The sequence below is a fragment of the Verrucosispora sp. WMMD1129 genome (assembly GCF_029581255.1).
GTDB classification, from domain to species: Bacteria; Actinomycetota; Actinomycetes; order Mycobacteriales; family Micromonosporaceae; genus Micromonospora; species Micromonospora sediminimaris.
On sequence record NZ_CP120741.1, the window covers coordinates 1,943,545 to 1,955,581 of the forward strand.

The 12,037-nt window shown below is 71.1% G+C and carries 11 protein-coding genes; 3 read left to right on the forward strand and 8 right to left on the reverse strand.

What is annotated here, in order from left to right; translation table 11 throughout:
- Window positions 1-26 precede the first annotated feature (26 nt).
- Entirely contained in the window at window positions 27-704 is a 678-nt protein-coding gene (locus O7624_RS08850; RefSeq protein ID WP_282240583.1) for a nucleotidyltransferase domain-containing protein, read from the forward strand.
- A 1-nt stretch (window position 705) separates the two neighbouring features.
- On the opposite strand, the gene O7624_RS08855 is transcribed toward O7624_RS08850, so the two are convergent.
- Both O7624_RS08855 and map read right to left on the reverse strand, forming a co-directional pair.
- The gene (locus O7624_RS08855; protein WP_282239650.1) at window positions 706-1,422 is read right to left on the reverse strand and encodes a VIT1/CCC1 transporter family protein; all 717 of its coding nucleotides are present in this window, start codon (window positions 1,420-1,422) and stop codon (window positions 706-708) included.
- Window positions 1,419-2,276 (reverse strand): type I methionyl aminopeptidase, encoded by an 858-nt coding sequence (gene map, locus O7624_RS08860; protein WP_282239651.1) that lies wholly within the window; start codon window positions 2,274-2,276, stop codon window positions 1,419-1,421. The genes O7624_RS08855 and map overlap by 4 nt, the downstream gene beginning before the upstream one ends.
- Window positions 2,277-2,370: 94 nt before the next feature.
- Between map and O7624_RS08865 the strand changes: the two genes are divergently transcribed.
- Window positions 2,371-2,685 carry an STAS domain-containing protein gene (locus O7624_RS08865; protein WP_232511028.1) on the forward strand — a complete coding sequence of 105 codons (315 nt, stop codon included), beginning with the start codon at window positions 2,371-2,373 and terminating at the stop codon, window positions 2,683-2,685.
- A 20-nt stretch (window positions 2,686-2,705) separates the two neighbouring features.
- Here O7624_RS08865 and O7624_RS08870 read toward each other — a convergent pair whose 3' ends face one another.
- From O7624_RS08870 to O7624_RS08890, 5 genes are all read right to left on the reverse strand, one after another.
- Window positions 2,706-6,413 (reverse strand): SpoIIE family protein phosphatase, encoded by a 3,708-nt coding sequence (locus tag O7624_RS08870; protein ID WP_282239652.1) that lies wholly within the window; start codon window positions 6,411-6,413, stop codon window positions 2,706-2,708.
- 174 nt (window positions 6,414-6,587) lie between these two features.
- Window positions 6,588-7,355, reverse strand: coding sequence for a 3-oxoacyl-ACP reductase (locus O7624_RS08875; RefSeq protein ID WP_282239653.1), 768 nt, complete (start codon window positions 7,353-7,355; stop codon window positions 6,588-6,590).
- A gap of 2 nt (window positions 7,356-7,357) precedes the next feature.
- Window positions 7,358-8,713: an aldehyde dehydrogenase family protein gene (locus O7624_RS08880; RefSeq protein ID WP_282239654.1), complete on the reverse strand. Its 1,356-nt coding sequence runs from the start codon at window positions 8,711-8,713 to the stop codon at window positions 7,358-7,360.
- Window positions 8,714-8,831: 118 nt separating this feature from the next.
- On the reverse strand, window positions 8,832-10,196 hold the full coding sequence (locus O7624_RS08885) for a glutamine synthetase family protein (RefSeq protein WP_282239655.1): 1,365 nt from the start codon (window positions 10,194-10,196) through the stop codon (window positions 8,832-8,834).
- A gap of 93 nt (window positions 10,197-10,289) precedes the next feature.
- Window positions 10,290-10,550, reverse strand: coding sequence for a YciI family protein (locus O7624_RS08890; RefSeq protein ID WP_282239656.1), 261 nt, complete (start codon window positions 10,548-10,550; stop codon window positions 10,290-10,292).
- Window positions 10,551-10,610: 60 nt separating this feature from the next.
- On the opposite strand from O7624_RS08890, the gene O7624_RS08895 reads away from it, so the two are divergent.
- Complete coding sequence (locus O7624_RS08895) at window positions 10,611-11,273, forward strand: Crp/Fnr family transcriptional regulator (protein ID WP_282239657.1); 663 nt, start codon at window positions 10,611-10,613, stop codon at window positions 11,271-11,273.
- 216 nt (window positions 11,274-11,489) lie between these two features.
- Here the strand turns inward: O7624_RS08895 and O7624_RS08900 are convergent, their stop codons facing one another.
- Window positions 11,490-11,990, reverse strand: a complete 501-nt coding sequence (locus O7624_RS08900) for a DUF456 domain-containing protein (RefSeq protein ID WP_093401652.1) — start codon at window positions 11,988-11,990, stop codon at window positions 11,490-11,492.
- Window positions 11,991-12,037 lie beyond the last annotated feature (47 nt).

Below are 12,037 nucleotides of genomic sequence, written 5' to 3' on the forward strand. Positions count from 1 at the left end.
AACACCGGGACGATCCCCGATGGGACATGGCCGAACGGGTCGCCGCGGTCATCCGGCGGCGGTTCCCGGCCGAGGTGCTCGCGGTCGCGGTCCACGGTCCGCTGGCCCACGGCGACGACGACGGCGGTGGCGACAGTGAGGTCGGGATGCTGGTGGTCACCTACCGGCCCGGCACCGGCCCACCGGCGGCGACCCGCCGGGTGGACGGCGTACTCGTCGACCTGACCGTCGTGGCCGCCGAGGAGCGGCTGCGCCAGGCCCGGCAGTTGACCAGCCGGTGGCCGCTGACCGCCGACCGCTACGTGACCACCCGGGCCCTGCACGACCCCACCGGATGGCTGGCCACCCTGCGCGACGAGCACCTCGGCCGACTGGCCCGGGCGCGCCCGGCCGAGTTCACCTCGGCCGCCCGCAGGGCGTGGTACAGGGGCAGCGCCGCGCACGCCCGAGCCGCCCGGCTGGCCGAGTGGTACGAGACGGACCAGGCCCTGCTGATGCTCGGCGAGGCCCGGCTCGGCGCGGCCACGGTCAGTGGACTACTCAGCCGCACCTACTTCCGGGATCCGGGCGACGCGGTACGGCGGACCGGGCTGGCCGGGGCGGACATGACCGAGGTGGGTGCGGTGCTGGCCCGCCAGTCGGCGGAGCTCACCGCCCGTGGCCGCCCGGTCGACGGCACCATCGACGACCTGCTCGACGGCTGACTCAGCCGAGGCCGCCCGACACCCCGATCAGCGCGCCGATCAGGTATGTCGCCACCGCTGCGGCACCACCGAGCAGCAGTTGGCGCAGCCCGCCGGTCCACCACCGGCGGTTGGTGAACCGGGAGACGACCGCACCGGCGACGAAGAGCCCGAGCCCGCCGAACGCCAGGGCCAGGGCCAGGCTGGTCGCCCCGAACAGGTACGGCAGCAGCGGCACCAACGCGCCCACGGAGAAGCAGAGGAACGACGAGAGCGCCGCCGCCCACGGGTTGGGTTGCTCGTCCGGGTTGACGCCCAACTCCTCCTGCACGTGCATCCGCAGCGCCTGCTCCGGGTGACGGCGTACCGCCTCGGCGACCTGGACGGCGAGGTCTTCCGGCAGGCCCCGGGCGATCCACAGGTCGGCCAGCTCGCGGGCCTCGGCCTCCGGGTGGCGCTCCAGCTCCCGTCGTTCCTTGGCCACCTCGGCGGCGATCTGCTCGTTGGCCGACCGCACGCTTGTGTACTCGCCGAGCGCCATCGAGATGGCACCGGCCACCAGGCCGGCGGTGCCGGTGAGCACGATGGTGCGGGGCGAGACACCACCGCCGCCGACACCGGCGATCAGGGCGATGTTGGTGACCAGGCCGTCCATCGCCCCGAACACGGCCGGGCGCAGCCAGCCGCCGGACACGTCGGCGTGATGGTGCTCACGCAGCGCCGCAGGGGTTTCGGTCACGGCAGCGTCAGGATCTCGTGGCCGTCCTCGGTCACCAGCACGGTGTGCTCGAACTGGGCGGTCCACCTGCGGTCCTTGGTGACCACCGTCCAGCCGTCGTCCCACAGGTCGTACTGGTAGGTGCCGAGCGTGATCATCGGCTCGACGGTGAAGGTCATTCCCGGCTCCATCACGTCGGTCGGGCGCGGGCTGTCGTAGTGCGGCACGTAGAGCCCGCTGTGGAAGGCCTCGCCGATGCCGTGACCGGTGAAGTCGCGGACCACGCCGTAGCCGAAACGCTTCGCGTACGACTCGATGACCCGGCCGATCACGTTGATCTGCCGGCCCGGGGCGACCGCCCGGATCCCCCGCATCATCGCCTCGTGGGTCCGCTCGACCAGCAGCCGGTTCTCCTCGGCTACCTCGCCGACGCAGAACGTCGCGTCCGTGTCGCCGTGCACCCCACCGATGTACGCGGTGACGTCGACGTTGATGATGTCGCCGTCGACAAGCGTGGTCGAGTCGGGGATGCCGTGGCAGATCACCTCGTTGAGGCTGGTGCAGCAGGACTTCGGAAAGCCCCGGTAGCCCAGGGTCGACGGGTAGGCACCGTGGTCGATGAGGAAGTCGTGCACCACCCGGTCGATCTCGTCGGTGGTCACGCCGGGCTTGCAGTGCTCCCCCGCCAACTGCACCGCCTGGGCAGCGATCCGCCCCGCCAGCCGCATCTTCTCGATGGTTTCCGGGGTCTGCACGTGCGACCCCTGCCAGGGCCGGGGGGCCTTCTTGCCGACGTATTCCGGGCGGGCGATGTGGGCGGGCACCGGCCGCCACGGGGAGAGCGTGCCGGGGGTCAGCGGCGCACGGACGGTCATGACGCAAGCCTATCGCCGCCCGCGCAGTGACCCCCACCACCGGCCGCTGCGTGCGGTTGTTGCCCTACCACAAGCACTGTGTCAAGGTGTCTGCGTGGATCAAGGGGGCGCACCTCCCATCTTCTCTGCCAACGCGGAGACCGACGGTGATCACCTGAGCGTGGTGGTCACCGGCGAGGTCGACATGGCGACCGCCGACACCATGCTCGATACGGTGCTGCGGGAGCCAGCCGGCCGGGTGACACTCGACCTGCGGGCAGTCACCTTCTTCGACTCGGCGGCCATCCACGCGGTGGTCCGGCTCGCCGGCCACTACCCGGACGCGTTGACGGTGCTGCCGTCCCGACAGGTCAGTCGGGTGTTGGAGATCGCCGGTCTGGGGACTCAGCCCTGGCTGCACCCGGCCTGAGCCGCCCGACCGGCGCTCAACTACTCGCTCAGCTCCCGGCGCAGGGTGACCCGTGTCCCCTCAGGGGTGTGCTCGACCGAGAGATCCCCCAGTGCCCGGATCAGCGACAGCCCGCGACCCCGGAAACCAGATCCGGTCGACTCCCGCCACCGCCCGCGGTCAGCCACCGTCGCCACCACCGTACGGTCCTCGACCCGCACCTCAATCTCGATCACCGGCTCCGCCGGGTCGACCGGGTGCTCGATGGCGTTCGCCGCCGCCTCGGAAACCGCCACGGTCAGGTCGAACAGGTCCGTCTCGCCCACCCGGTGGGCGACCAGGAAGTCCTCCAGCCGCTTGCGCAGCACACTGAGCCGGGTCGGGTCGGCGGGCAGCCGCAGCGCGAACCGGTTGAGTTCGACCGCCTCCAGGGCCAGGACCGCGACGTCGTCCCGTCGGGGCCGGCCGGCGACCCGCGCCACCACCGCGTCGATCAGATCGGCCACGTGCTCACCGGAGCGGGCCGCGTCGGCGCGCAGCAGGGCCAGCGATTCGTCGATGCCGACCTGTCGGTCCTCGATCAGGCCGTCGGTGTAGAGCAGCAGCCGGTCACCGGCCCGCAGCTCGCCGGGGACGGTCTCGTACTCGGTGCCCGCGATGGCACCTACCGGCGGCCCGAGCGCCCGGCCGTGCAGGAACGCCACGTCGTCGCCCCGGATCAGCAGGGGCGACGGGTGACCGGCGCTGGCGTAACGCAGCCGACCCGTCCGGGGGCTGAACCACAGACAGAAGACCGTCGCGAACGAGCGTGACTCGGTGGAGCCCACCAGCCGGTTGAGTCGGGTCAACGACTCGCCGGGCTCGAAACCCTCCAGCACGTACGCGCGCAGCGCGTTGCGTAGCTGGCCCATGGCCGCCGCCGCCGGCACACCCTTGCCGACCACGTCACCGATGATCAACACGAGTTCGTCGTCGTCCCGGGCCACCACGTCGTACCAGTCGCCGCCCACCTCGACGTCCGCGCTGCCGGGCAGGTAGCGGCTGGCCACCACGGCACCGGGCAACTGGGGCAGGGTGCGGGGCAGCAGGCTGTGCTGGAGGGTGGTGGCGATGCGGTGCTCGGCCTCGTAGAGCTGGGCGTTCTCCATGCGCGCCCCGACCAGGCGGGCGAGCTGGGTCAACGCGGCCTCGTCGGCGTCGGCGCTCTCGGCGGCCGGATGCCACACCCGCAGCTCGCCGAGCGGCTGGTCGGCCACTCCGGTCAACGGCAGGACGAAGGACGGCTCGGCGCTGCTGGCTCCACCGGCGTCGGCCTCGTAGCGCGCGCCGCCGGCGGAGACCGCCACCCGGACGGCCTCGGCGAGACTCAACGCATGGCGGGCGGCGACCTGGAGCACGTCGGCGGTGGATCGGGCGGTGTTGACCGCGACCGCCGCGTCCGCGAGGGCACGCAGCCGGCGGATGATCTGGTTACGCAGCTGACCGAGGGCCATGTTGGCGCGGACCCGGGCGATCAGCTCCTGCCCGGAGAAGGGCTTGGTGAGGTAGTCGTCGGCACCCACCGACAACCCGGCCACCTCCTCAGCGGAACCGGCGCGGGCGGAAAGCAGCACGATCGGTACGTACCGGGTACGCGGGTCCGCGCGCAGCGCGGCGACCAGGCCGAAGCCGTCCAGGCGGGGCATCATCACGTCGGTCAGCACCAGGTCGAAGGCACCTTCGGTGGCGAGGCGCAGCGCCTCCACCCCGTCGGCGGCGGTGCGCACCTCCCAGGTGGGCACGAGCAACTGGGTGACGTGTTCGCGCAGGTCAGGGTTGTCGTCGACGACGAGCACGCGGCCGGCGGACCCGGCGGTGAGGGGCCGCATCCGTTCCGCCGAGGCGTCACCGTCGAGCGCGGTCGGGGCGTCGGCCGGTGTCGGGCGGGACGCGGCAGCGAGCGGACCGGCGGTCCACTGAGCGGTCTCGGCGACGAAGAGCGGGGCCTGCCGCGGCTCCCGCTCGGTGTGATCGGCGTCGGCCACCCGGTCGGCCGGCAGGTGCCCGGACCCGAACGGGATGGTGACCACGAAGGTGCTGCCGGCGTCGATCCGGCTCGTGGCGCTGACCCGTCCGCCGTGCATCTCGACCAGTTCCCGCACCAGGGCCAGGCCGATCCCGGTGCCCTCATGGCTGCGGGAGCGCACCCCCGGCACCCGGTGGAACCGCTCGAAAACGTGCGGAAGTTCCTGCGCTTCGATGCCCACCCCGGTGTCGGAGACCTCCAGTTGGGCTGCACCGCCTACCGTACGGACCCGGATGCTGATCTCTCCCTCGAAGGTGAACTTCAGGGCGTTGGAGACCAGGTTGAGGACGATCTTCTCCCACATGTCCGGGTCGACGAAGACCGGCTCCGCCAACGGCGGACAGTCCACCACCAGTCGCAGCCCGGCGCGCTCGGTGGCGGAGCGGAACGTGCTGGCCACCCGGGAGGTGTAGTCGGCCAGGTCGGTGGGCTCGTAGTGCGCCACCAGCCGCCCGGACTCCAGCCGCGAGAAGTCGAGCACCGTGTTGACCAGCTTCAGCAGCCGCAACGCGTTGCGGTGCATCACGGTCAGCCGCCGCGTGTGGTCCTCGCTGAGCCTCGGGTCGGCGAGCATGTCCTCCAACGGGCCCAGCACCAGGGTCAGTGGCGTACGGAACTCGTGGCTCACGTTGGCGAAGAAGTTGGTCTTGGCCAGGTCCAGGGCGGCCAGCTCGGCGGCCCTGGCCCGTTCCTGCTCGTACGCCCGCTGCTTGCCGACCGCCCGGGAGATCTGCGCGGCGACCAGCTCGAAGAAGGTGCGGTAATCCTCGGTCAGCGGCAGCCGCCGGGCCACTCCCAGCACCAGCACCCCGACCGGTTCGTTTGTCGCGCTGATCGGGAGCACCACCGCCTCGTCGGCGGCATCGGGCGGGACCTGGCCGAGCAGATCGGCGGTGGACACCACCGCACTCGCGCCGGTCGCGGCCAGCTCCATCAGCCGGGCGGACGGATCGACCGTGACGGTCACCGCACCGCTGGCCCCGGCCAGGCGCGGATGTCCTTCACCGTCACGCAGGTAGAGCAGCCCGAATGGGACGTCGGCCCGATGCCGGTCGAGCACCGCCGCCGCGACCTGGCCAAGTTCCTCGGTGTCGACCGGATCGGCCAGTTCCGAGCCGAGTTCGGCCAGCGCGCGCAGCCGGCGTTCGCTGAGCACCCGCCCGGTGGTCTCGCTACAGATGCAGAGCACCCCGCTGATCGCACCGTTCGCGTCGCGGATCGGATCGTACGAGACGTCGAAGTAGACGTCCTCCACGAAGCCGTGCCGATCGAGCAGAAAGTGATGGTCCCGGGCCTGGTACGCCTCGCCGCCGTGCAGCACGTCGGTCAGCAGCGGCCCCAGCACGTCCCACGTCTCCGCCCAGTGCTCCCGGGCCGGCTCGCCGAGCACAGCGGGATGCTTGTCGCCGATGGTGGGCCGGTACGCGTCGTTGTAGAAGGCGCGTAGGTCCTCGCCCCAGAACATGGCGATCTGCGCCTTGGAGGCGAGCATCGTGCTGAGGGCGTTGCCGAGCGAAACAGGCCAACGGTCCGGTGGACCGAGCGGGTTGGCCGACCAGTCGCGGTCGCGCAACAGTGCGCCCATCTCACCGCCACCCGCGAATGCCGCCGCGAGCAGCGGAGACGTTCCACTTTCCGCTGCGGACGGCTGACTACCGTCCACGCCCCCCTGGGCCGAGTTCATGCAGCCTCCCCGGCCGTGTCCACGCCGCTCCCGATCACCAAATGCCCTGACCGCTCTCTACCCAGACGGATCAGCAACGTAACGCATACGGCGGTTCGGACGCTGTTCAGCTCCAGGTGAGCGTCGGTGGCGACCCCGGCCGACCGCGATCGCTCGTGATCGGTGTAAGTGAGATCACAGCGGGGTGACGTACGCGCCGGTGATCCCCCCGTCGACCATGAACTGCGCGGCGGTCATGAACGAGGCGTCGTCGCTGGCCAGGAAGGCCACCGCAGCGGCGATCTCGGTCGGTTCACCGAATCGACCCATCGGCACGTGCACCAGCCGGCGGGCGGCCCGCTCCGGATCGGCCGCGAACAGCTCACGCAGCAACGGCGTGGCCACCGGTCCCGGGCAGAGGGCGTTGACCCGGATGCCCTCCCGGGCGAACTGCACGCCCAGTTCCCTGGTGAGCGCCAACACACCGCCCTTGCTCGCGGTGTACGCAATCTGTGACGTCGCCGCGCCCATCAACGCCACGAAGGAGGCGGTGTTGATGATGGAACCTCGGCCCTGTCGGCGCATGTGCGGGATGACGTGCTTACAACACAGGTAGACGCTCGTCGTGTTGACCCGAAGCACCCGTTCCCAGGCGTCCAGCCCGGTCTCCAGGATGGAGTCGTCCTCAGGTGGCGAGATACCGGCGTTGTTGAACGCGATGTCCACCCGCCCGTACCGCTCGACCACCCCGTCGAAGAGGCCGCGTACCGCCGGCTCGTCGGCCACGTCCGCCGCGACGAAACTCCCGCCCACCTCGTCGGCGGCCCGCTGACCGGCCTCGGTGTCCACGTCGACGCAGACCACCCGGGCACCCTCGGCGGCGAACCGCCGGACGGTGGCCAGCCCGATACCGCTGGCCGCCCCGGTCACCACGGCCACCCGGTCCTGCAACCGTCCCGGCATGCTCACTCCTCCGTATTGACGAAGACGTTCTTGACGTCGGTGAACGCGTGCAGGGCGTCCGGCCCCAGTTCCCGACCCAGACCGGAACGCTTCATCCCGCCGAAGGGTGTCCAGTACCGCACCGAGGAGTGGGAGTTGACGCTCAGGTTGCCGGCCTCCACGGCCCGGGCCACCCGCAGTGCCCGGCCCACGTCGCGGGTCCAGATCGAGCCGGAGAGACCGTACTCGGTGTCGTTGGCCAGCCGGACGGCGTCGGCCTCGTCGTCGAACGGAAGCACCGAGACGACCGGGCCGAAGATCTCCTCCCGCCAGTGACGGTCGCCCGGAGAGTCGGCGAGCAGCACGGTCGGTGCGTGCCAGTACCCGGGGCCGTCGGGCCGCGAACCGGTGAACGCCACCCGCGAGCCGTCGACGTAGCCGGCGACCCGGTCCCGCTGCGCGGCCGAGATCAGCGGTCCCATCTCGGTGCTCTCGTCGGCCGGATCACCCACCCGGAAGGTGCGCACCGCTGGTTCGAGCAGTTCGAGGAAGCTGTCGTACACCCCGCGCTGCACCAACAGTCGGGACCGGGCACAGCAGTCCTGACCGGCGTTGTCGAAGACGGCGTACGGCGCACTGGCGGCGGCCCGCTCCAGGTCGGAGTCAGCGAAGATCAGGTTCGCCGACTTGCCGCCCAGTTCCAGGGTCAGCCGCTTCACCTGGTTCGCGCAGCCGGCCATGATCCGGGTGCCGACCTCGGTGGAGCCGGTGAAGCAGATCTTGCGTACGGCCGGGTGGCTGACGAACCGTTCACCGACCACCTCGCCCCGCCCGGGCAGCACTGTGAAAACTCCCTCGGGCAGACCCGCCTGGTCCGCCAACTCGGCCAGCCGCATCGCGGTCAACGGCGTCAGTTCGGCGGGCTTGAGCACCACCGTGTTGCCGGCGGCGAGCGCGGGCGCGAAACCCCAGGCGGCGATGGGCATGGGGAAGTTCCACGGCACGATCACCCCGACCACCCCGAGCGGTTCGTGAAAGGTGACGTCCAGCCCGCCCGGCACCGGAATCTGCCGACCGGTGAGCCGTTCCGGCGCTCCCGCGTAGTAGTCCAGCACGTCCCGCACGTTGCCGGCTTCCCAGCGGGCGTTGCCGATGGTGTGACCGGCGTTGGCCACCTCCAGCCGCGCCAACTCCTCCAGGTGCTCGTCCACCACCGCCGCGAACCGCCGCAACAGCCGCCCCCGGTCCCCCGCGCTCACCTGCCGCCACCGCTCGAACGCCCGCCCCGCCCGCTCAACCGCCGCATCCACCTCCCCGACGGAGCTCTCCCCAACCTCCCGCAACACCACCCCACGAGCCGGATCCCAGACCTCACCCACCCACCCTCACCCACCCACTCCTCGCGATCTTGCACTTCTTGTCGGGACAAACTCGACATAGCACCACAATCCAGGGACCAAAAGTGCAAGATCGCGGAGAAGGTGGGGTGGTTGGCGGTCAGAGGCGTTCGAAGCCACGGGTCAGTTCCCAGTCGGTGACGGCGGCGTCGAAGGCGGCCAGCTCGACGCGGCCCATGTTGGCGTAGTGGGCGACCACCTCCTCGCCGAAGGCGTCGCGGGCCACCGTCGAGCCTTCCCAGAGGGATAGAGCGTCGCGAAGGGTACCGGGGACGCGTTCGGCGCCCGGGTCGTCGTACGCGTTGCCGGTGCACTCCTCGCCCAGATCCAACTCGTTCTCGATGCCGTGCAGCGCGCCCGCCACCAGGGCCGCGATCGCCAGGTACGGGTTGACGTCGGCACCCGGCACCCGGTTCTCCACCCGCATCCCCTGACCGTGCCCCACCAACCGCAGCGCGCAGGTGCGGTTGTCGGTGCCCCACCGCAGTGCGGTCGGCGCGAAGGAGCCCGGCTGGTAACGCTTGTAGGAGTTGATGTTCGGCGCGAAGAACAGGCTCATCTCGCGCATCGTGGCGAGCAGCCCGGCGAGCACCCGCTCACCGGTCCGGCTCAGGTGCGCCGGCCCGTCACCCAGCATCGCCGAGCCGCCGGAGGCGTCCCGCAGCGAGAAGTGGATGTGGCAGGAGTTGCCCTCCCGCTCGTTCGGCTTCGCCATGAAGGTGATCGACATGCCTTCCTGGGCGGCGATCTCCTTCGCCCCGTTCTTGTAGATGACGTGATGGTCGGCGCAGGCGACCGCCTCGTCGTAGCGGAAGGCGATCTCGTGCTGGCCGAGGTTGCACTCACCTTTCGCGCTCTCCGGCACCAGCCCCGCGCCGGCCATCTCGGTGCGGATCCGGCGCAGCAGCGGCTCCACCCGGGCGGTACCGAGCAGCGAATAGTCCACGTTGTACTGGTTGGCCGGGGTCAGCTCCCGGTAGCCGCGCCGCCACGCCTGTTCGTACGAGTCACGGAACAGCACGAACTCCAGCTCGGTGCCGGCGTACGCGGTCAACCCGTGCGCGGCCAGCCGATCCAACTGCCGGCGCAGGATCTGCCGTGGCGAGGCGATCACCGGACCGGCACCGTCAAGCCACTCCAGGTCGGCCAGGAGCAGGGCGGTGCCGGGCTGCCACGGCACCCGGCGCAGGGTGCCGAAGTCCGGCTTCATCGCGAAGTCGCCGTAGCCGCGTTCCCAGCTCGACATCGCGTACCCGTCGACGGTGTTCATGTCCACGTCGACGGCGAGCAGGTAGTTGCATCCCTCGCTGCCGTGTCCGACGACCTGGTCGAGGAAGTACGGGGCGTGGAACCGTTTGCCCTGCAACCGGCCCTGCATGTCGACCAGGGCCAGCGCCACCGTGTCGATCTCGCCCTCGGCGACGGCGACCCGCAGTTGTTCCAACGTGAGCGGCGGCGTTCTCATCCGCGAGCCTCCATCACCAAGGTCTACCGGCCGAGCCGATCACCGTCAATAAGACGCTCCGCCGGTACCCCGATCCGATCCCCCGCCAAACCGTCAGGGACCGACGACCGGTCGCCATCCGCGCACCGCCACAACCTCGACACCGGCGGTGGTGAAGTAGGGATCCTCGGCCATGAGCCGGTCGACCTCCGCCCGGTCGCCGGTGAAGACCAGCAACGCACCGGAGTCGCCGTCCCAGGGGCCGGCGAGGAGCAGCGCGCCCTGCTCGTACAGCGCCCGCAGGCGGTCCCGGTGCACCGGTCGGGCCGCCAGCCGGGCAGGCTCGTCGGTGAAGGAGAGTTCCACACAGATCATGGCGAGGAGCGTAAGGACCAGACGGGTCGTACGGCTGTATCCCGCGATACGCTCCGCGAGATGGACCAGGTCGAACTGGCGGCGGTGCCGCTGTTCTCGATGCTCGACGAGGCACGCCTGGCGTGGCTCGCCACCAAGTGTCCGCCCCGCGACCTTCCCCGGGGCGCCACCGCCGCCCGCGTCGGCGAGCCGGCCCGACACCTCGTCGTGGTGATCCGCGGAACGCTCTCGGCGGGCTACGACACCAGCCACGGCTCGCGGGTCCGATTCGTGACGGTGACCGGCCCATGCGTGATCGACAAGGCCGCCGTTCTCGGCGGCGGATCGCACACGGCGACCTGGACCGCGTCGACCGCCTGCCGGATCCGCCTGCTGCCGGCGGTTCTCCTGCGAGATCTCATCGACCAGGTTCCGGCGCTCCGCGACCACGTACTACGCCACCTGTCCGACCAGGTGCACCGCGACCGCCGGGCGCAGGTCCGCCGCGCCGCGCCGCAGCCCGTCACGCGGGTCGCCGCCTGGGTCGCCGAATCCATGCGTACGCGGGGCAGCCGGATCACCCTGCCGGGAGCGCAGCAGGGACTCGGTGAGGAGATCGGTCTGTCCCGGGTGACCGTCAACCGTGCGCTACAGGTCCTCGTCGGCACGGGCGCCATCCGGGTCGAGCCCAACACCATCGTCGTGTTGGACCCGAGCCGCCTCACCGCAAGCGACGGCAGCTAGCAGCGTCAGGGCCGCAATTGCGTTGCCGGCGGTGCCGGCGTAGCCCATCCTTGGGCTTGTGACCAGGCCCGATCGCGACGGGCCGACCACCGGGCCCTCGGAACGGCCCGGCCGCCGCGGCGGCGCGGGGAAGCGTCACCTCTCTCTCGGGTACGGCGTCGCGCCCTACCCCGACTCCGCCCCGCGCCGCTTCGGTCAGCACCGTGCCACGATCGCTCAAGCCATCACCAGGCCGGCCACCCAGAGGGCACCGATCACCATGCCGGAGAGGAACTCCACGAGCATCGACAGTCCGGCGGCGGCCACCGCCTGCTTCGTCGCCGGCCAGGCCAGCCGGGTGTCCCCCAGCCGCAGCCTCTCCATCACGAAGATCCCGCCGACGAAGCCGATGACCAGCCCGACCACGGGGATGACGAAGAAGCCGACCAGGCCGAGCACCGCGCCGGCCAGCAGCGAAGTGGTGGGCACCCCGGCCCGCTTGAGGTTCCGGCCGGGCCAGGCGTACTTGACCACGGTGCCGGCCACGGCGACCAGCGTGGCGGCGGCGAGCACCAGCCACCGGCCGGTCCCGGCATCGCCGAACAGGCTCCACACCAGTACGCCGCCCCAGCACAGCGGCAGCGCCGGCAGACCGGGCACCACCACCCCGGCCAACCCGGCGAGGATGGCCAGCGCGGCGACGACCGACACCGCCGTCCCGGTCTCCGTCAGCCCCACGTCGACTCCCCATCCGCTCGCCTCGACCCTGATCCACGGGCCACGTT

Excerpts from the sequence above, each read along its gene's own strand:
- O7624_RS08850 (WP_282240583.1), top strand. The coding sequence starts at position 27 with ATGGCCGAACGGGTCGCCGCGGTCATCCGGCGGCGGTTCCCGGCCGAG.
- map (WP_282239651.1), bottom strand. The coding sequence starts at position 2,276 with ATGACCGTCCGTGCGCCGCTGACCCCCGGCACGCTCTCCCCGTGGCGG.
- O7624_RS08870 (WP_282239652.1), bottom strand. The coding sequence starts at position 6,413 with ATGAACTCGGCCCAGGGGGGCGTGGACGGTAGTCAGCCGTCCGCAGCG.
- O7624_RS08875 (WP_282239653.1), bottom strand. The coding sequence starts at position 7,355 with ATGCCGGGACGGTTGCAGGACCGGGTGGCCGTGGTGACCGGGGCGGCC.
- O7624_RS08885 (WP_282239655.1), bottom strand. The coding sequence starts at position 10,196 with ATGAGAACGCCGCCGCTCACGTTGGAACAACTGCGGGTCGCCGTCGCC.
- O7624_RS08890 (WP_282239656.1), bottom strand. The coding sequence starts at position 10,550 with ATGATCTGTGTGGAACTCTCCTTCACCGACGAGCCTGCCCGGCTGGCG.
- O7624_RS08895 (WP_282239657.1), top strand. The coding sequence starts at position 10,611 with ATGGACCAGGTCGAACTGGCGGCGGTGCCGCTGTTCTCGATGCTCGAC.